The sequence below is a fragment of the Wolbachia endosymbiont (group B) of Horisme vitalbata genome (assembly GCF_964028625.1).
Lineage (GTDB): Bacteria > Pseudomonadota > Alphaproteobacteria > Rickettsiales > Anaplasmataceae > Wolbachia.
This window is the reverse complement of the sequence record NZ_OZ034797.1, coordinates 357,365-377,883: the sequence shown is the minus strand read 5'-3', so window position 1 is coordinate 377,883 and position 20,519 is coordinate 357,365. Positions and strand designations below refer to the sequence as shown.

17 protein-coding genes and 3 pseudogenes are annotated in these 20,519 nt (G+C 33.1%); 7 read left to right on the top strand and 13 right to left on the bottom strand.

Translation table 11 applies throughout. The annotated features are described in order from the left end of the window. Window positions 1–15: 15 nt before the first annotated feature. From rmuC to ABWU56_RS02015, 4 genes are all read right to left on the bottom strand, one after another. A complete protein-coding gene (gene rmuC, locus ABWU56_RS02030) occupies window positions 16–1,356 on the bottom strand; it encodes a DNA recombination protein RmuC (protein WP_064085792.1) in 1,341 nt (446 codons plus the stop codon). 263 nt (window positions 1,357–1,619) lie between these two features. Further along, a complete protein-coding gene (locus tag ABWU56_RS02025) occupies window positions 1,620–2,780 on the bottom strand; it encodes a porin (protein ID WP_353281697.1) in 1,161 nt (386 codons plus the stop codon). A gap of 100 nt (window positions 2,781–2,880) precedes the next feature. Then, window positions 2,881–3,684: a hypothetical protein gene (locus tag ABWU56_RS02020; RefSeq protein WP_264375901.1), complete on the bottom strand. Its 804-nt coding sequence runs from the start codon at window positions 3,682–3,684 to the stop codon at window positions 2,881–2,883. Between the two features lie 172 nt (window positions 3,685–3,856). Further along, window positions 3,857–4,879: a hypothetical protein gene (locus tag ABWU56_RS02015; RefSeq protein ID WP_353281695.1), complete on the bottom strand. Its 1,023-nt coding sequence runs from the start codon at window positions 4,877–4,879 to the stop codon at window positions 3,857–3,859. Window positions 4,880–5,104: 225 nt separating this feature from the next. On the opposite strand from ABWU56_RS02015, the gene secA reads away from it, so the two are divergent. Beyond that, a complete protein-coding gene (secA, locus tag ABWU56_RS02010) occupies window positions 5,105–7,756 on the top strand; it encodes a preprotein translocase subunit SecA (protein WP_353281693.1) in 2,652 nt (883 codons plus the stop codon). A 130-nt stretch (window positions 7,757–7,886) separates the two neighbouring features. On the opposite strand, the gene ABWU56_RS02005 is transcribed toward secA, so the two are convergent. The 3 genes from ABWU56_RS02005 to dprA all read right to left on the bottom strand — a co-directional run bounded on the left by ABWU56_RS02005 (window position 7,887) and on the right by dprA (window position 10,303). Beyond that, entirely contained in the window at window positions 7,887–8,195 is a 309-nt protein-coding gene (locus ABWU56_RS02005; RefSeq protein ID WP_265041681.1) for a transposase, read from the bottom strand. A gap of 636 nt (window positions 8,196–8,831) precedes the next feature. Beyond that, window positions 8,832–8,972, bottom strand: coding sequence for a hypothetical protein (locus ABWU56_RS02000; protein WP_010405218.1), 141 nt, complete (start codon window positions 8,970–8,972; stop codon window positions 8,832–8,834). A gap of 254 nt (window positions 8,973–9,226) precedes the next feature. Beyond that, on the bottom strand, window positions 9,227–10,303 hold the full coding sequence (gene dprA, locus ABWU56_RS01995; protein ID WP_353281691.1) for a DNA-processing protein DprA: 1,077 nt from the start codon (window positions 10,301–10,303) through the stop codon (window positions 9,227–9,229). A gap of 61 nt (window positions 10,304–10,364) precedes the next feature. Between dprA and ABWU56_RS01990 the strand changes: the two genes are divergently transcribed. Next, complete coding sequence (locus ABWU56_RS01990; RefSeq protein ID WP_010405211.1) at window positions 10,365–10,739, top strand: ferredoxin family protein; 375 nt, start codon at window positions 10,365–10,367, stop codon at window positions 10,737–10,739. 32 nt (window positions 10,740–10,771) lie between these two features. On the opposite strand, the gene ABWU56_RS01985 is transcribed toward ABWU56_RS01990, so the two are convergent. After that, the gene (locus ABWU56_RS01985) at window positions 10,772–11,038 is read right to left on the bottom strand and encodes a hypothetical protein (RefSeq protein WP_265031015.1); all 267 of its coding nucleotides are present in this window, start codon (window positions 11,036–11,038) and stop codon (window positions 10,772–10,774) included. Window positions 11,039–11,198: 160 nt separating this feature from the next. Further along, complete coding sequence (locus ABWU56_RS01980; protein WP_353281688.1) at window positions 11,199–11,441, bottom strand: hypothetical protein; 243 nt, start codon at window positions 11,439–11,441, stop codon at window positions 11,199–11,201. Between the two features lie 16 nt (window positions 11,442–11,457). Between ABWU56_RS01980 and ABWU56_RS01975 the strand changes: the two genes are divergently transcribed. Then, window positions 11,458–12,221, top strand: a protein-coding gene (locus ABWU56_RS01975; protein ID WP_353281091.1) for an IS5 family transposase whose coding sequence is annotated in 2 segments (ribosomal slippage) — window positions 11,458–11,812 and window positions 11,812–12,221 — 765 coding nt in all. Because the reading frame shifts where the segments join, the coding sequence is not laid out codon by codon here. On the opposite strand, the gene ABWU56_RS01970 is transcribed toward ABWU56_RS01975, so the two are convergent. Continuing rightward, window positions 12,218–12,370 (bottom strand): hypothetical protein, encoded by a 153-nt coding sequence (locus ABWU56_RS01970; protein WP_353281686.1) that lies wholly within the window; start codon window positions 12,368–12,370, stop codon window positions 12,218–12,220. The two genes, ABWU56_RS01975 and ABWU56_RS01970, sit on opposite strands and share 4 nt — an antisense overlap. Window positions 12,371–12,819: 449 nt before the next feature. Between ABWU56_RS01970 and ABWU56_RS01965 the strand changes: the two genes are divergently transcribed. Both ABWU56_RS01965 and ABWU56_RS01960 read left to right on the top strand, forming a co-directional pair. Beyond that, complete coding sequence (locus ABWU56_RS01965) at window positions 12,820–13,773, top strand: D-alanine--D-alanine ligase (RefSeq protein WP_039833309.1); 954 nt, start codon at window positions 12,820–12,822, stop codon at window positions 13,771–13,773. Continuing rightward, window positions 13,754–14,512: a cell division protein FtsQ/DivIB gene (locus ABWU56_RS01960; RefSeq protein WP_010401947.1), complete on the top strand. Its 759-nt coding sequence runs from the start codon at window positions 13,754–13,756 to the stop codon at window positions 14,510–14,512. Before ABWU56_RS01965 ends, ABWU56_RS01960 begins: the two co-directional genes overlap by 20 nt. 185 nt (window positions 14,513–14,697) lie before the next feature. On the opposite strand, the pseudogene ABWU56_RS01955 reads toward ABWU56_RS01960, so the two are convergent. Then, a pseudogene (locus ABWU56_RS01955) lies at window positions 14,698–16,026 on the bottom strand (IS4 family transposase). A 171-nt stretch (window positions 16,027–16,197) separates the two neighbouring features. Between ABWU56_RS01955 and ABWU56_RS01950 the strand changes: the two are divergent. Both ABWU56_RS01950 and ABWU56_RS01945 read left to right on the top strand, forming a co-directional pair. Beyond that, window positions 16,198–16,763 (top strand): annotated as a pseudogene (locus ABWU56_RS01950) (transposase); the annotation flags it as partial. An 81-nt stretch (window positions 16,764–16,844) separates the two neighbouring features. Continuing rightward, window positions 16,845–17,657, top strand: a pseudogene (locus tag ABWU56_RS01945) (IS630 family transposase). 50 nt (window positions 17,658–17,707) lie between these two features. On the opposite strand, the gene ABWU56_RS01940 reads toward ABWU56_RS01945, so the two are convergent. Further along, a complete protein-coding gene (locus tag ABWU56_RS01940) occupies window positions 17,708–18,742 on the bottom strand; it encodes an efflux RND transporter periplasmic adaptor subunit (protein WP_353281684.1) in 1,035 nt (344 codons plus the stop codon). Window positions 18,743–18,999: 257 nt separating this feature from the next. Then, entirely contained in the window at window positions 19,000–20,370 is a 1,371-nt protein-coding gene (locus ABWU56_RS01935; RefSeq protein ID WP_264375908.1) for a hypothetical protein, read from the bottom strand. Window positions 20,371–20,519 lie beyond the last annotated feature (149 nt).

Genomic DNA, 20,519 nt, shown 5'->3' with positions numbered 1-20,519 from the left:
AGGAGACCTGAAATACTAATCTACTTTCAACCTCTCAGCATGTAAACTGCGTGGTAAAGATTCCAACTCTTTTGCAGCAGTGAGTTCTTTATTTTTTGCATGTATACCAAGCTTATTGAATTCTCGGGCAGCAGGAAACACTCTTGCCTCAAGCGAACCAGCAGTTTTATTGTAATGATCAACAGCACTTTTTAAGCTTCTGCGTAAATTATCAAAATTTTCGCCCATTGTGCAGATTCGCTCATATAAAATATGGCCTAGTTCACTTATTTTCTTTGCATTTTCAGCTATCATCTCTTGCTTCCATCCATAGGCTACTGCCCTAAGTAGCGCGATTAAAGTGATTGGTGTTGCAATAATTACTTTTTTTTCTATTCCAATTTCTATCAAAGCTGGTTCACATTCTAGTGCTGCGCTGAAAACCCCTTCTCCTGTTAAAAAAAGCACCACAAACTCTGGCGTATTTTCAAATTGGTTCCAATATTCCTTTCTGCCTAGATCGTTTATATGTTTTTTTATCGCCAGAGAATGATTCTTCAACTTTTCCCTTTGTATCTGCAAATCATTTTGTGACATAGCATCCATATAAGAATCAAGTGGCACTTTAGCATCTATTATTATTTGCTTTCCTGATGGCATTTTTATTATTAAATCAGGACGTAACAAATTATCCTCATTTTTATCAACCACTGAAGCTTGAGTAAAAAAATCGCAATATTCAACCATTCCCGCCATTTCTACCACTCTTTTGAGCTGCATTTCACCCCACTTACCCCTAATGTGAGGTTTCCTCAGGGCGTTAGCAAGGTTAGAGGTTTGACTCATTAATGCTCCAATTTGCTCCCTTAAACCTTCATAGGCCCCTACCCTCTCTTTCTCTAGCTCACGTATTTCACTGTCGAATTTTTCTAATTTTTCTTTTATTGGAGTGATAACTTCGTTGATCGTTGCTTGCCTTTTTTTGAAGTCACTTTCTGTTTCTTTTAGCTTATTATCGATCACTTCTTTTGCTAAGTTCAGAAAATTATTATTGTTTACCTGAAGAGCATCAAGAGAAAGTGCTTTAAAAGTGTTCGTAAGCCTCTCCTCTGCTTTTGTTAGTAATTCTATTTCCTTTTTCTTTTCTTCACGCTCTTTTTGAAGAATTACTTCAAGTTCTGCGTTCCTCACTTTCAAATCAACTATTTCCTTATTTTTATCTACTAAAGACTGTTTTGCCTCTTGAAGTTCATGTTCTACTTTAAGTAAATTCTTCTCAAGATTCTCACTAAATTTTCTGTTCTTTCTTACAACAATATAGAGAAATAGTAGTAAAAAAAGGAAATTCAATACAAAAGCTATAGAATTGAAAAGCATCAGAACACAGAAAAAACCGCACTCACAATACTATCTAATTTTTTTATATATAAAAAAGAAAAAAAGAGCACCTGAAGAGATGCGCTTACTGAAGGGCTTGGTTTGCTAATTAATAACCGTTTTCTTCTACACTTGGATTAGTAACAGAATGTCTTTTTATTGAAAATCTTATGTAATAGTTATTTTTATAATATCAAATAGCACATATATTAACAACTCAATTTTACTCTCATTATTACAATACTTACATACCAGTTACTTCACTAAAAACTTAGCTTCAATCCGGCCAAAAGCACATATCCGGAGTTATTATCTTCCACTGCAAGCTCCTTAGTACTAAATCTTACAATATCAAAGTAATATGAAGTACCAACAGCTAATGGATATTCAAGACTGAAAGCCTGTGATGTTAATTCGTTTGTACCTTTGTCTGCAATATCCCTGCTACTACTAAAATATGTTAAGCTCACTTTACGAGAATCAGAATGATAAGCAATACCTGCATTTACATAATGCATATTATTTGTTTCATGACTACGCTTCTCACCAGATTTACCACCATTCCCGTACGACAAAATGCAATCAAGTTCAAAAAGCTTTAGTTTCACACCAAAATTCCAGTGTAGTAATTGATTATGACACTGAAGATCGCTAGAATTTTTGTTTGTACAATCAGTTAAATTTTCCCTTGCAAATTCACCAGTCAAAGCAGTAGTAAAATTTATTTCATCTGATAGGGCATTTTTATAGGAAAGACCAGCGGCTATTAAATTATTATATTGTAAATTATTTTTACCTGGAACATAACTGAATCCAAGTTGAAAGTTATGAATTTCAGGAGAAATATAGTTTATCATTGGTTGTTTTAACTTCAGCTCTAGTCCATTATAGTCGCTGTAAACATTGGGTTTTACCCAAAATACCTTGTCCTTATCATACCCAGGGTCATCATCTTTTTTTCCATTACCGCGCAGATTTGCATAGTTTGTCCAATGACCATTTATTCCCCCAGCAGCTGTATAAATTTTTGAAGTGTTAATTAACATACTCTGACTAACTAAACTTCCTTTACCATATTCAAATGATCCAAACTCCTGATTCTTTATGATAAAATACCACTTCTCCATTTCTAACTTTTCTATGTCTAGTGCCTTTAAGTTTGCAATACCAGAAACTCCTGCCTTAACATCAAAACCCATTTTAGTATTTGGATAAACTTGCTGTAAATAAAGCAAGCGCAGGTCTGAATAGCTTGAGGTCTTGTCTTTTGTAGAGCTAAAAGAATCTCTGTTGAAAGCGTAGCCAAATCTTAAATCTATTTTTCCATCTAGTTCTGCATAAAATATCTCCTTATCTAGAATTACCCTAGCATTGACACTCCCTACCACGAATAATAATGAAAATAGTTTGATCAGTAACCTCATAGTTAAGCTTAAATTTTTAATATAAGCTTAATAGAAATAAAAAACAATTCTTATATTGTGTAGAACTTAGATACTACAAACCAATTAATGACAAAAGCGTTTAAGCATTCTTCACACTATGTTTTTGAATTATATTTCCATAAATAATTGATATACTTGGTAACTTTCGCTTTAGTAACTGCTTATTAATGGTAGAATATATACGACTAATTATTTTAGATGTGTTCTTTGCATCACAGTTAATCAAAATAAAAAGCACCTTATTCTCATCAATAAATCCTAGAAAATCATCACTACGGCAATTTTTATAAAAATGCTCTGTGATCATACTCAATGCATCGTTTATCTCATTAAATTTATTATTGAAGCCTATTATTCCTATAACTGCATTAATTTGATATTCAAAGGCAAAATTCAATATGACATATAACTCCAAAATCGTTGAATCATTGTCTGGTATATCAAACAAGTTGTGTTTTTTATATTTCTTACCCATCAGATATTTATCCCTAAACATTGCTAGCTTATGAAACAGGCTAATGTCACGTATCAATAGCTCATAATTAATCTTGCTATTAGTAAATTGAGTTGTGCGAAAAACTTTTACCTTTGTTTTTATATCTTCTCCTTTAGCGTCGATTAAAGAAAAGCCTATCACTTTTGGCAATATATCGGGCAAATCGCGCCCATCTTCAGTATACTCCAAATAGCTTTTCATATCTTCAGCTGCTCTTTTACTTAAAATATTGATTAACGGCTTATTAAGTAAATTCTCTCCCTCACATTTTAATAAATTCCTTGCAGCTTGATTGAGTCCCAAGATTAATACGTTCTTTTTCTCATTATCCTGACAAACAGATATCACAGCATCATCTTTCCTTCTTTCAGTTATAAAATCTTCCATATCTTCTCACATATAACGTATTTATAAGTATAATAAGATTGTATTAAAATTCATTTACCCATTAATATACTTGATAAAGTATAGAAAAATCGTCATGTTGCTGCATGTTCTAAGTAATGATAAAGGAATCAAAATTACAAATATAATTTTGCTTATTCTCTTTATACCTTCACTACAACAACTTATTTTGCTGTATTGGATTAGATGGTTGAATATAACCTAAACTACTGTAACACGATTCTTCGTATGAAGGTAGTAGTTCCTCAAGCGGTGCTGAAGGTTGTACTTTTTCATAATTGTCAGAAGGAAAATTGTCTAATTCTTTATTATTAGTTGCCTTATCCATACATTTTATTGGTTGCTCTATATAGTCTTGTATTTCTTTTGTAAAACTATGATTTAGATAACAACTTGTTAAGTAAGCTACACCTGCTACTGTTAGTGCTAATGCTACAAAAACTAAAGGTGAAGCTCCTATACACCTAAAAACCTTTACTTTATACATACTCATATGAGCAGGTGGGTCAATGGTTGTTGCCAAAAAAATAAAAAAACCAAGTGAAAAAAATATTAACACGCAAATTCCACCCAATGAACAAGATCCTAACGCTACTTCTTTTAATGATTCTTCGTTTTTCTTTTTATTATTAAGGCTTCGATACATTTTATTAACGTTAGTATTGCTAATATAATCTTCTAGTTCTTTTAAAATTTGAGTCTTTAACTCTTCAATCTCATTATCTATTAACGAATAGTATTTTTTATACCGCTGCTTCAATTGAACGTCTAATACTGATTTACCACCATTGAGAAGATTTAAAATGTCTTTTTTGCATAACTCAATCTCCTGAGAAATTTTAGAATCGTTTTGTCCTTTTATATCTTGATCCACTTTATCCTGTAGTTTTTGACCAAAATCTTTAAATACAGTTCTGCAAGAAAGGTATTTTAATATAATAGGTAAAGCTAGCTCATTTCCCTTACTAAGCAAAGATAAAAGCTTCAAAGCGAAAGAATTAGGTACTGCCTCTCTTGGTAGAATTAAGGTGAAATCTTCCAATACTTGGCAAACTAATTTTATTGAAGAATCTTTAAACCCTTTTGTACCAAATTTTAATGAAGCAAAAAATTCTTCTAATTCTTCAAAAGGACAACTATTTTCCTCTAATTTTACTTTTATAATATTGCTTAACATTGTAACTCCACTAACCGTTTTATACATGTAGCTTAACACTATTTTAATAATTTATTAAGAAAGTTTAATTATTAATTATAATATTTAATAAAATAAATAGACTCTTTTACATTTCATCTGCAAGAATCTTTTGCTTAGTTTGTAAATAAAGATTTTCTGAATCTAATTGCCGCAGGTTACGTTTAGTAATATAATCTCATATTAAATAAAACTTTACCTAAGTTTATGCCAGACTCTACGTTAGTTTTAACAACTATTCTTATATTCTTCATTTTTACGTTGTCACTTTTTTTTATAAAAAGGATATTTGGATCAACGAACAAGAAGATAATAAAATCCTTCAGAAAAATTGCTCAGCAGATTAATGCGCTAGAGCAAGAAATGCAGAGCTTATCTGATGAGGATCTTGCTAGTAAAACTGCGGAATTAAAACAAGAACTGAAAAATGGAAAAACACTAAATGACCTTCTCGTACCTGCATTTGCGGTTGTACGAGAAGCATCACGAAGATTCCTTAACATGAGGCATTTCGACGTTCAGCTAATTGGTGGCATGGTTCTCCATAATGGCATGATATCAGAAATGAAAACAGGAGAAGGAAAGACACTCGTCGCAACTTTAGCCGCATATCTAAATTCTTTAGAAGGAAAAGGTGTGCACGTCGTAACTGTTAACGACTATCTTGCAAAACGAGATACAGAGTGGATGAGTAAATTATATAATTCTCTTGGAGTTTCTGTTGCATTTATTACAAATAATTTGACAGACGACGAGAGAAAAAAGGCTTATAGCGCAGATATCGTATACTCAACAAATAATGAACTTGCCTTTGATTATCTACGAGATAATATGAAATTTTCTCAAGAAGATATGGTTCAGAGAGGCTTCAATTATGCAATAGTAGACGAAGTAGACTCCATACTGATTGATGAAGCGCGTACTCCGCTCATTATTTCTGGCCCACTTGAGGAAAATAATCAGATATATAAGCATATCAATAAAATAGTAATCAAATTAGTTGATTCTGACTATGAAGTCGATGAAAAGAGTAGAGCAGTGTTCCTCACTGAAAATGGCATTTCACGAGTGGAGGAATTACTAAAATCGTATAACCTCATTCCTGAAAATTCCTCGCTCTATGATACTAGCAATATTATACTGACTCATTATATAGATCAAGCACTTCGTGCACATAAGCTGTTTACTGCTGATAAAGATTATATAGTGAAAAACGGTAAGGTGGTAATTATTGATGAGTTTACTGGGCGCATGATGGAAGGTAGGAGATATTCTGATGGTCTTCACCAGGCACTGGAGGCAAAGGAGAATCTTGAAATTCAGCATGAAAGTCAAACTTTAGCATCAGTCACATTTCAGAACTACTTTCGTATGTACAACAAACTTTCTGGTATGACAGGAACAGCAGCAACAGAGGCAGAAGAATTTCGTGATATATATAGATTAAATGTAGTAAAAATTCCAACTAATGTGCCTGTTAAAAGAATAGATGTTGATGATGAAATTTATGGCACAGAAAAAGAAAAATTTAGTGCTGTATTGAAGTTTATAGCGGAATGTCACAAACGCCTTCAACCAGTGCTTGTTGGCACTGTGAGTATTGAAAATTCTGAAAAACTTTCCGATCTTTTGAAAAGCCATTCTCTTAAGCATTCAGTATTGAATGCTCGTTATCATGAACAAGAAGCGTATATAATAGCGCAAGCTGGAATACCAGGCAGCATTACTATAGCAACAAACATGGCAGGACGTGGAACTGATATTCAGCTTGGTGGAAATGTTGAAATGATTGCAAAAATAGAGCTCGAGAAAATAAAAAATGCTGATGAAAGAGAAAAAAAATATCAAGAAATAGTCAAAAGAGTAAAAAAAGATAAGGAAATTGCTATAAAAGCTGGTGGCTTATGTGTTATTGGAACCGAAAGGCATGAAAGCAGGAGAATAGATGATCAATTACGTGGACGTTCTGGCCGCCAAGGTGACCCTGGACTTTCTAAGTTCTTTCTATCACTTGAAGATGATTTAATGAGGATATTTGGTTCTGATAGAATGAGGAATTTTTTGCAAAAAGTGGGACTAAAGAACAACGAGGCTATTCATCATCCATGGATTAATAAAGCACTTGAAAAAGCACAGAAGAAAGTTGAAGTTAGAAATTATGATGTGCGGAAGTCTTTGCTAAAGTTTGATGATGTAATCAACAATCAACGTAAAGTTATTTTTAAGCAGAGAAATCATATTTTAAACAATGAAATCAATGATTTAGTTGAAGTATATAGTGAAGTAAATGAGGATATAATAGAAGGTATAGTACAAAGTGGTTATTACGAAGATTATGTTGAAGATATTGCAAAAGAATTCCACATAAGATACGGGATAACGCTTAATCTAGAAGAGTTTTTGAATAAACAAGAAGCCTTGGATTATATAAATGACAAGATACAAGAATTTTTTACTGAGAAAGAAAAATATTTCAATAGTCAACAAACTACAGATTTGTGGAATACGATAGTGAAACAAGTGATGATCATGACACTTGATCATTTATGGAGGGAGCACCTTTCGGTCTTAGAGAGCCTAAGACAAAGCATAAATTTGCGTGCCATGGGGCAAAAAGACCCACTGAATGAATTTAAACGCGAAGCTTTCTTAATGTTTGAGTCGATGCTTGAAAAGTGGGGGAAGCTTACCATTCACCGCCTAGCGCACTTTAAGTTGCTAGACAATCAAGAAATAGGCAATAGGTCACGCTCTACTAAAAATAGCAGACTTCCAAAAGTTTCAAGAAATGACAAGTGCCCTTGTAACTCTGGAAAAAAATACAAACACTGTCACGGTGCAGTTGCCGTAGTGAATTAGTTGTTGCAAGCACATTATAGCTGCTATAGCTAACCGAAGTAAGATTTGCCCGAGCACTAAAAAACAAAATCAATAGCCGAATTAATATTGGGCCAAAAGGTTTGTAGAGCCTTTCTTATGGCGTGCTTGATCAGAACTTCTCAATCGGATTTAAATCTGGCGAGTATGGAGGCAAGAACAAAATTTTACACCCAATATTTTCTATCAAATTTTTCATCCTTGCAGATTTATAAAAGCTCGCATTGTCGAGAACAATAGTCTGTCCAGGTTTAAATACAGGAACAAGTACATTTTCTACATAAGCATCAAAAATCTCCCTGTTGCAGTAGCCATCAATTATCCATGATGCTTTAACTTTTCCTTCATTCAGTGCTCCAATTATGATTACCCTCTTTCTTTTAAACCCTGGGCAAATAACCTCTTGCCTCTTTGAGACCACCCATATTCATAAAATTCATTGTCCTCTATTCCAGACTCATCTATGTATATCAAGTTTCCTTTATTTATTTCTTCTACTTTTTTTATGAACTCTTTGCGTTTCTCTTTATCTCTTTCTCGATAAAGAAAAGTTTTTTTTATATGTATAGTTTACTTTGCTAAGGTAGTTATATACTGTGCTTCTACACATATTACCAAATTCTTCAATTATCTTTTCAATTCTAATATCTTAATTTCCATTCAGAAATTTGGCAAATCTATCTAAGTCTTTAATCTTATGACCATATCCTTTGTGATAGCCTGAAGATGGTTTCTGTTTCTGTTTCTTTTTTCCTTTTCCTCCACAAATATATTGGTTTTATGCTCACTTTGAATATTTGACTGATTTTTTTATCGTCATTGTTTTTTTATCGACTCCTTTGAGAACACGTTCTTTCAGATCCTCACTATATGGACTTGGCATCTTCTTCTTTCTCATTACTTATTATACCATTCTAACCAATTTTGCCATATAGCTAAACCTTTCTTGGGTTAGCTATAGATGATAAAATATTTGATTCTAGTTCTTTATAGTCCACTAATCCGGTAGTTCTATTTGCTTGACTCATTTCAAACCTCCATTTTTTATATCAATTTATTACTTTTCTTTTCGGCTTGACACACTTTTTTGAACGTTCCCCACTTTTTCTATCACCTTTTCAAATTCTTCTACAGTTAAGCCTGTTATATTACGAAAATTTCTTGGGTGTTTCTTTATATTGTAGTAACTAAAGCTCATTTTTTTACCTTACTCTATCTGCTTATTCCTCTTTCATCATTTTATCATTACCTTTTGCAGCAGGTCTATTGATGCATGAGTCTGGAATCTAGGAATTCTGATTATATATTAAGTTAGTAAGTATAAAAGTTATGTAAAAATACAACGTTTTTAGTGAGATTACGGAAAGCCAGCGTCACACGCTGGAATGACATCTTTCTTGGTGGACTCAAATCATAATGTTTGTACGGTTGTGGATTTATAACTAAAGCAATCTAGAAAATTAATGATATTTTATTCCCCGGCAAACGCTCTATTTTATTTTCCGTCTCTAGTTCCAAAAGAGCCATTAGAGCTATGTTGGTAGAAAGTCCGCTTGCTAATATAAGTTCATCTATATCAACAGGTACAGAGTTAATATGATCAACTATAACAGATTTTGCCTGTTGTAATTTTTCTTGTTTTTGGTCAGCAACGGTATCAAATAGATTTTTTTGCTGAAGCGGTAAACTAAATCTCACGCTCTCTACTATATCATCAGCGGATTCAACAAGTTTAGCGCCGTTCTTAATTAAATAATTACTACCACTACAGCGTGAATCTAAAGGGAAACCAGAAACTGCAAACACCTCTCTTCCTTGATTCAAAGCAAAATCTGCTGTGATGAGAGAACCAGACTTTTTTGATGCTTCAATTACCACAACACCGAGTGAAAGGCCAGATATAATTCGGTTTCTTTGGGGAAAATACTGAGGCTTTGGTTTAGTAGCAAATGGAAGCTCAGTAATTACTAACCCGCCATTTTCAGTGATTCTTTTGTATAGATCAAAATTTTCTCTTGGGTATACTACGTCAATTCCGTTTGCTGTGACAGCAATGGTTGGGTGATTTTTGTATATTACACTGTTTGCTGCAGTATCGATCCCTCTTGCAAGTCCAGAAATTACGATGAAACCAACTTCGCTTAAATCAAGTGCCAACTTATTGGCAAAATTTCTTCCATTGATTGAAGAATTACGTCCACCGATTATTGCAATTATCTCACGGCTTAACAATGATATATCACCAAGTGTAGTTATTACAGGAGGACAACTCGGTATATTCCTTAAAATGTCAGGGTAATCTGGATCACATGCTGGTATTATTTTGGCTCCAATTTTTTCTGCATTCTTAATTTCTTCTTGTACATTTTTAATTCCATAATCCTTGTTAGCCAATTCATTAAGATACTTAAGCACTTCATCTAGTGAGCCACATGCTCTTAGTATACTAAAAAACTTTACTGGTCCCACAGTTCTAGCCAAGCTTAGCCATATTTCTAATTCTTCGTTATTTAATTTATTTATCTTCATAAAAGGCTTGAATTTCTTATCAGTTTAGTGTACCCAAGATAATGCAAATATACAGTATTTTATGACGCATTTTGTTACAGATAAATGCATAAAATGTAAATATACGGACTGTGTAGAAGTATGTCCCGTTGACTGCTTTTATGAAGGTAAAAATATGCTCGTGATTAACCCAGATGAGTGTATTGATTGTGGAGTGTGTATACCTGAATGTCCAGTAGATGCAATTGTAACTGATGATTCCATAAAAGATATTCTAGAGCTAGATGAAGGCTTACTGAACAATGAACAAAAAATCTTTAAATCATTTTACAACATAAATGTAGAATATTCGCAAAAGTGGCCAAATGTCACAGCTAAAAAGCAACCCCTAGATACAGCAGAAGAGTATAAAGAAAAAAAGGATAAAACAGCTTATTTTGACGAAAATTTAGGGTAATAGAGTACGAAAGTGGACTCACACTTTTTTGATTAAATAGACATTGAATTGTAAGCATCTATTTCATCTGCCATAGACGATAATTGTGCACTCTCAAAACGGAGATTGTTTGCAATGTCTATTAATTTCTCACTAATTTGTGAACGAGGTTCAGGCACTGAAAAGAAAGCATCACATCTAGCCTTGCACAGAGGTTTGTCTGTTTCATTGAACGCCTCTTCACAGTTTTTATGGCAAATATGAGATAGGTTGCGTGCCTGAAACGTTAATGAATTCGAGTTTTGTGTAGACATAACCATAATATACTCCTAAATTAAAAAACTAACTCCACGGTAGCATTTATGTGTTAATAAAATTGTAATATTTATATTAGCATAATTACTTTTCAGATACGTTTATTACTTTATTGAAAAGTTCAGAATAAATAGAGAGTACAAAAGAAGCCTCACATCTTTTTGGTTAAATAGACATTGAATCGTAAATGTGCGTTTCATCAGAAAATATATCAGCAGATGATATATTACTATCAATATTGTCTGGTTTAAGTTCATTGTTCAGATTCTCGAAATCTTTTTGAATTGTTTCAATTGTCTTCTTTAAATTACCATACTCTCCCCATAACTTGGTATTGGTTAAATGAATATTATTGCTTAGAACCTGTCTTGAAAGGTAATGAAGAAAAGAGTATGATGAGGTAAGCAAAAAATAGGAGGGTAAGTTGTATCCAAGTGATATAAGTGACAAGGAATGGGAAATTTTAGAGCCCTATGTTGCACAAGGAGCGATAGGACGACCAAGAAAACATAACATAAGAACAATTATTAATGCAATAAGGTACATAATGAGGGGTGGTTGCCAGTGGAGAATGCTACCAAAAGATTTTCCTCCATGGAAAACGGTGTATGACTATTTTCTCAGGTGGCGTAATAATGGAAAATTGAAAAAAATACATGACATGCTAGTAAAAGAGGTAAGAAAAATGGTTGGCAAAAATGAAACACCTTCAGTAGGTATAATTGACAGTCAATCAGTGAAAACGACTCAAAAAGGGGATCAAGAGGATATGATGCCGGTAAAAAAATAAAGGGTAGAAAACGTCATATTATTGTAGATACACTAGGTCTTGTAATTACTGCAGAAGTACACAGCGCAAGCATTCAGGACCGTGATGGTGCTACCAATCTTTTTGTTCAAGCTAAATGCAAAGCTCCAACATTACGTAGGTTTTTTGCTGATCAAGGGTATAAAGGTAAATTACAAAATCGATGTTTGTTGGAAACTGGATGTTTGCTAACGATTACCAAGAAATTGGTTGATACAGGATTTCAAGTTATTCCTAAACGTTGGATTGTAGAACGAACCTTTGCCTGGCTTTCCAATTTTAGACGCATGAGCAAGGATTACGAACATTCTCCTCTTACTTCAAAAAACAATATCTTATTTAATATGATTACTTCTATGCTTACTAAATTAGCCAATTAACTCCTTTCAAGACAGGTTCTTAGATTCTTGAAATCTTTTTGAATTGTTTCAATTGTCTTCTTTGAGTTATAATGCGCTCCCCATAACGGTCCAGTGATTGATTTAATACAATCTTTACTTAATGTACATTCATTATTATCTGTTACCATAATATTCTCCTTAATTAAAATTATATTTATTTTAATATAAAAGTATTAATATTATATTAAATATAAAATCAAGAGTAAATAAAGCAATATAGGAACGTCTTACAGTTGATTCAGTGAATCTTGCACCATAGCTTTAAAGGATTTAGAAGACTAAGAGTTGGCGATGTGTATTATACAGACACCAAAAACATGAAGTAACTATCGTTACAATAGGATATAGGGACACCATTTACGTTTGAAGGAAATATGTTTTGCAATAACCCTATTCTATAATGCAAAACCCAATGTATTACTTGCAATCTGGTGTCTAATCACAAAGGAACCAGTTTACATAAAACTACTTGCCACCTGCAAATTGCAATATCTGTACAGCTGTGGAATTTTTCAAAGCGTTTTTTCTATTGAAGATAAAAGTATCTTTTATATATGATATATAGCAAAATATTAGGGTGCTTATGGTTCCAACTATAGCAATTTTAAGTGGTGGATTTTCTTGCGAAAGAGAAATATCGCTTATGAGCGGAAAAGCAGTAAAGAAGGCGCTTGATAGCCTTTCATATAATGCAATAGAAATAGATGTTGATAGCAACATTGCTCAAAAGCTTAAAAAAACTAATCCCGCTCTTGCTTTTATTGCTCTACATGGACCTTATGGTGAAGATGGCTGTATTCAAGGTTTACTGGAGATTTTAGGTATAAAATATACACACTCAGAAGTTATGGCTTCGGCTGTTGCTATGAATAAAGTGATGTCAAAGCATATATTCCATTCTCTTAATATCGACACTCCAAGAGGTTATGTAATTAGTCGAGAAGATGTGCTAAAAAATAATATTAAAGTTGATTATCCGTACGTCTTAAAACCGATTAACGAAGGCTCAAGCATTGGAGTACACATGATTTTCTCACATGAGGATTACTTAGAGCTGAAAAATAACAGTTCTACTATAATGGAAAAGATGATCATAGAAGAATACATACCGGGTATAGAGTTACATACTGCTGTGTTGCTGAATGAAGCAATTGGCACTATGGAAATACGACCAAAAAATAAATTCTATGATTATGAAGCAAAGTATACAGATGGATTTGCAGAACATATATTTCCTGCTAAAATTCCTGACAACATATATAGAATGACCTTGGAACACGCACTAAAAGTTCATCAATTTTTAGGATGCAAAACTGTTTCCCGCTCAGACTTCCGTTATAATCCCCAAAATAACACTTTAAAAATGCTTGAGATTAATACACATCCTGGCTTTACTGAATTATCGTTAGTACCAGAAATTGCAAAATTGACAAAAGGAATTGATTTTAATGAATTAATTAAAATTATTGTCAAAGACAGTTTACACCACAAGAATATTAGAGATCAAGCCGATGTTGAACAATGTTACTAGAAGCCAAAGGAGTTTTTTGCGCAAGTGTGCTTTCATGATTATAACTGCACTTTTCCTTACACTAGTACTTTATAGTTCACTTGATAAAATAACAAATCGATTCAATTACTACTTTACTTGGTGTAACGATCGCTTATCGAGCTTATTAATTAGCAATGGATTTTCAATCGACAAAGTAACCGTTACTGGAAACAAATTTACAAATGAACAGGACATTCTAAGTTTAGTAGATAGAACACAACCTATCATGTATGTATCACTCTCAAAACTAACAGATAATATACAATCTGTAAGCGAATGGATAAAACATGTAAGAATTTATAGGATTTTACCCAACACCTTACGCATTGATGTAAATGAACACAAACCTTTTGCTCTTTGGAAAGATGATAACAGAACTTCAGTAATTGACTCTGAAGGTAAAGTAATCGTAGATGATTACCAGATAGATAACCTCGTTATAATCAAAGGACAAAATTCGTTATCAAGCCTAAAATTCATTAAAGATATACTAGAGAGGAAAACTCAATTAAGTGATCATATTTCTTCTTGTGTTTATGTAGGCAATAGAAGATGGAATATCATACTCGATAACAGTGCCACAGTAAAATTGCCTGAAGATAATCCTTATAGCGCATGGGATTATTTAAGCCACTTGCAAAATACAACCGACTTTACTTTTAGCAATTGGAGCATAATTGATATGCGTGTTGCTGATAAGATCTTTGTGAAGAAGTGATCTGCTCGGTGCTCCTTTTCATTTCATGCAAGTAGCCCTTTCTCTGTCATACGAGTAGCTTAAAACTGGAATCCAGATTGCAAGTAATTGATTGGATTGGGTGAGTATGGGTTTTGCATTATAGAAGGAAGCATTAACCATTACTAAACAAAAAGGGGAGTGTTAAATAAACCATACGCGTCAAGTTAAGAGATTGTGAGCAAATTTAGAGAAGTTAAGGTGGATACTCTAGTTTTTCTGTACTTGTCTTTTAATGAAAACTGCGACCAAGTTATGGTAAGCTTTTTGAGAAAAATATTTAAGCCTTTAATTTTATTATTTAGTGCTAAAAATAACTCTCTAACCCGTCTTTTTAGCTCAATAAATGCCTTTGTTAAGCTAAGCTCCGTATTTTTTTTCAGTTCTGTGCAACCCACTATTCCATGAAATATAAGAATTGCACACAATTTGGCATATAGCTCACATAATACTCTGTATGGCTTTCCTCTCAGCTTATCAAGCCTTATATTACTCTTATATAATTTGAACAATAATTCAATTTGCCATCTTATTCGGTAAACTACTAGTATTTGCTCAGCATTAATCTTACTTTTTGGAACATTAGTTATAAATATCGACCAATTTAGTAACTTTTGGTTCCTTTGAGAAGATGTGTATCCATGTGATCTTGCTAACCTATTAGCCTTTCTTCTTCTAGCCATAGCTTGTTCTTCAGTTAGTTTTTTAAATATAATTCTTACTTTAACCCTTGTCTCTTTTCCTCACAATACCTCCTGTTCTAGAAAAGATCGATCTCCCAAATGTTCTAGTAAATCTATTTTTTGACCTGTCTCTATATCATATATGTTAGTATCGGATTTATAACGACTTATGAAATAAGCTCCTATTTCATTGATTTGTTTAAAAGAACTTGGCACAAAATAACCCAAATCAGATATTAGTAAATCGTTGTTCGATATATTGCTTAAATGGCTTCTATAACCCTGATCTGACCTTATTCCCTCAGTTATATTAAGCTGGTCTAATGTCTGGTTTAGGTAGTCAAAAACTAATTGTAACTTTATTCCAGACTTAGTATTGCTTTCATAACCACTGTAGCTGGTACCATAACCTTTATACATTTCTTCCATACTGTTAGGTAAGCTAATGTAGCTGCTGTCTAATAATTTAACACCTCCAAAGTGCTTCAAGATTCTGCAATCAACTTGTAAGGTATTTTTAAGTAACGTTAAAGATTCATTATACATTCTTTTCATAAATTCCACTGCTTCCTTGGTAAATCTAAAGTCCAGACCTTGTTTTGTTATATTTATCGAGTCTTCATTCAATAATTGACACACTGTCTCTATACTACAATTATCAACCCCTATATTACCCAAAACGATGGCTTTTATGAACGACGAGCCTTTTAGCTTCCTCTTTCTTTTTATGAACCCTGTTGTAGCTGAGATTTTATCTGCTTTTTCATTAAAAAATTCTTTGAGCTTTTTTGAGATGCAAACTATTCTTTTCATTGTATAAGTTCTCCGTTTTCTTTGTTAGATTTAAGAGAACTTATATCTTTTTTTTCTCTTCCTTACACTAAGTTTATTACCACAGTTCCTTAACTTGACGCGTATGGTTAAATAAACTGTGTCAAACCGAGAAGTAAAGTAATAAATTGATAAAAAAATGGAGGTTTGACAATGAGTCAAGCAAACACAACTACCGGTTTGGTAGACTATAAAGAATTAGAAACAAATATCTTATCATCTATACGAGAAGGAAGACCATTGACAGGAAGAGATGGAACATTAACACCATTTATAAAAAAACTGCTAGAGGGAAGGCGAGATAGAAAACCATTTGTCGGCTGAAAGCGAAGAAAACAACCGAAGAAATTCAAAGACTTTACGGACAAGTATTTGAACTATTGACACCAAGAGATAGAGAAGGAAGTTTCGAGCTACAAGTAGTCAGAAAAAGGCAAACAACCGAACTTGAAGCAAAGGTTTTAAGTACATATGCCAGTGGCATGGGATATAGCATCGCATGTAGAAGAAATATAAAATATCTGCAGCAGAGATATCAAGTATTACTGACAAATTGTTACCGGTAATCAACGAATGGCGCAGTCGTCCGCTGCAATCTGTATATCCAATAGTGTTCATGGTTTTTTAAGGTCAAGGAGATTGTGTAAGCAAATGTATGTATAACATATTAGCAAAATGGCAGAAAAGAAGTTTTGGGTTTTTATTTGGCTGAAAGTGAAGTTCTGGTTGAGAGTACTATAGCCCTTCTCATAATAGTCCAAAAAGAGTAAGATATGGATTGATAGTAGTGGAAGGTAAGGATGCCAGTAGCATATAGTTATAAAAAAAGCAATGGAAGCACTAGAAGAAGGAGAAAGCAGGGAAACGGTGGCAGCAAGATTTAAGATCGGAAAAACAACTTTATATGAGTGGAAGAAAAGACGTGAGAAAACGGGAGATTTTCAGTCAAAAAAGCCTGGAAGCGTCGCATAAAATTACCGACTGGAATGCATTTGCCGAATTTGCAAATGAGCAAGGTGGCAAAACTCAGTCAGAGATGCTGGGGCAATATTAGTAGACAAACAATTCATCGAGCACTTAAAAATATAGGATTCACAAGAAAAAAAAGACCTACGGATATAAAGAAAGAAATGAAGAAAAGCGAGCTCAATTTTCAAAGGTTATAGCAACAAAAGAACCTAAAGAATTAGTGTATATAGATGAGTCTGGACACTGAACCTATGGGTATTGCCAGAAAGGACAGCGGTTTTATGCCCTAAAATCTGGGAAGAAAACTCAACGAATTAGCATGGTTGCAGCCTTAAGTGGAAGAAAAATAATTGCTCCGTTAACCTTTGAAGGCCACTGCAATATGGATATCTTTAATAAATGGTTTGAGCAGTTTCTGACACCGATTTTGGAACCTGGACAAACTGTTATCCTTGATAATGCTACTTTTCATAAGTCTAATAAGATTTGCTAAAGGAGTTGGTGCAGAAATTTTATATCTTCCTCCATATTCTCCAGATTTTAACAAAATTGAACATTATTGGTTTGCTATAAAAAACAGAGCTAGGAAAAACATTCCTTTATTCAAATCTTTTCGTCATGCTGTCGATTCTTCTTTCTTATGACCTTTTTGGACTATTATGGGAAGGGCTATAACTGATACTGAAGTTATGTCTTAAACCTTATCACCAGGCTTAACAAATAGATGGCCCAATGTTATTAACTTTATAGGCTTATCTTCGTTATTTACCACCACCCAAACACCATCGTTTTCATGATCAACAATTTCTATTGGTGTAAATACTACATAATTATTGTCATCAACAATCTTTATTCCAAGAACACCATCGTCACTTAAGCTTAAGGCCGAAGAAGGAATTTTATATGCAAATCTTTCACCTGAAGGTAGGTTTACACTAGCAGTCAGTCCTTGCAAGGATATAATTTCATTATCAGTTACCTTGACCTCCACTCTATAAGATCCAGTTTTAGGCTCAGCAATTTTACTAATAAAACTCACTTCACCTACTAATTCCCTCCCGTCTAGCAAATTAATTTGCGCTGCACTACCCATTTTTATTTTATTTACTTCATTTTCTGAAACATACAACACTACAAGAACCTGATCAAAATTAACTATGTCAGTTATCTTATGTCCAAGATTAACAAAATCCCCTTCATTTACGTTGATCTTATCTATATAACCATCAATAGGAGATTTAATCGCAGTGTTTTCTAAATCCAATTCTAGCCTTTTTAGGTCAGCTTTTGCACTCTGCAATGCAGTAAAAGCTGATTCCACTCTTATCTGTGCTCCATAGCCTTTTTTATTCAATTTTCGAGAGGAATCATACTCAATTTCACGCTGATTTAATAAAGCTTTGGCTTTCTCAACTTGTGCAACTCTGTCATAATCTTCTATCTTTAAAATTACATCGCCTCTTTTTACTTTTTCACCATCAGACAAATAAATAGCAATAACTTGACCACTTGTTCTTGAGACAAGGCTGACCCTATGCAAGGGATTTACCGTACCAGAAAAATTTAAATATACAGTGCGATTTTGTGGAGTATAATCCTGAGTTTTTACTGAAAAACTACTAATTGGATTATCACTATGAACCGCCTGATCTTTTTTTAAAAATGTACTGTTGATAAAAAACAGTAGAATAAGAGCAATACCAGAAACGATGATTACTTTGTTTCTCATCCTTAAACAGTAAAATTTATTGACCAATCTTGTTAGAAATAACTGCATAAGTTTTCGAATCAGAAGTGTAAGTATAACACAGCTATTGTCACTCTATAAATAGTTTTATATGAGCAAGTTTTCTTACAATAAATAAGTTTTTATTGCAAAAATGCAATTTTTAATCAAATAAAAAAGTTGTGCATAAAATTTCCATCATATTATATGATGAAAATAAGAATATTGTAACAAAACTAAATATATATTTAAACAGAGCTTTAGCCCATCACTAAACCAACACCCAATTGCTCAACACTATCAATTTTAATTTGTAAAGTGCCCTTTATAAATTTATTAGCCTGGTCTGTACTCATAAAAACTGTATGTTTATTGGGCATTAATTTTTCCATATCTGCTCTATTTTTTTTATCTTGCAAATGAGGTTCGCAAATATAGCTATACTTTTTAAAATCTAGAAGTTTAGCAAAGCCATCACGATCATTCTCATGGTGAAAAGCAACATTTATACCTACTATTTCGTCCGTTTCTTGCAGCTTTCCATCTTTATCTATTACCTGTGCCTTAGCAAGCGCAACTGTAGGCTTATGGCCATAATTTGCTCCAATAACCCTTCTTATTGAATGTTCTATTGCTATTTTTTGCACTTCAGGACTTTCATCAAACTCTTTCAAAAAATTAAGGTGTAAGTTAATATATTCAGAGTATTTCAATCTGTGTTTTTTATGTATAGTTGGTTTGTAGGACAGTTCATTTGTAGGTGACTTATAGTTTGCAAGAAGCAATTTTTGTTCATATTGCTCATTAAATTTCTTTATCTTTTCAAAATGTCTTTCATATTGAGTCAATCCATCTTTCCCTTTTTTCTCCATCCTTTTCAAGAATTCCTCTACTGGCTCTCGTTTGGCTAGATTAATTTTGCGTGTAAGCGGAATTTGTTTTTTCAAGCTAATCCAATATGGTAAGCAAACAACTTTCGCATCTTTCGAAAATAGACCTTCTAACTTTTTCACTGCATTGTATAAGTTTGCTGATTCTGGTTTATAATGCCCGCTATTATTGTCTATATAAGTTATTTTACCATTTACCACTTTCATTAAACCAGAACATAAAATCGGCTTACCGCCTGCAAGAGTTGAATGACGATAAGCCCATTCGCTTTTGTTAACATTAATATGTTCATGAGTTACTAATTTTCCATCAAGCGTGATAACATAAGCTACACAACCTTTTTTACCCTTACTAATTTTATCAGTTGTATCATATAATTTGCCCTCTAAGTTGTATAACTTAAGTTCCCCATCTTGCTCGCCAATAAATTTTCTTTGATCAAATTGTTCATCAGAGTTAAAATACTTAACCCTTGTATTAGTTCCAGGAATTTTTCTTCCTTCAACTCCAACTTCTGGAAACAAATTATATCGTGGAAAAAAATAAGTAAAATTATTCTCTATCCAATACAGAATCTTATTTATGATACCAAAAACTTTTCTATTACCTAAATCAATAGAGAGTTGCTGTTCTTTTGGTACTGCTAGATGATTGGACTTTGTACCAGACTTGCCAAATTCTTTGGCAGCATATTTAAACTTTTCTAGTAAATATTCCTTACGTTCTTTTGATATTGACATTTTTACCTCACTCACTATTATTTTATCCTATATTATTTTAGACAAAAAGTCAATCTTTCTTAAGATATTAAGAAAAGAAAAAGCAGCAGCAAAATAGCTAAACTGACTTAGATTTATCGACAATTTGAAAAATCATCATTCCGCTACTT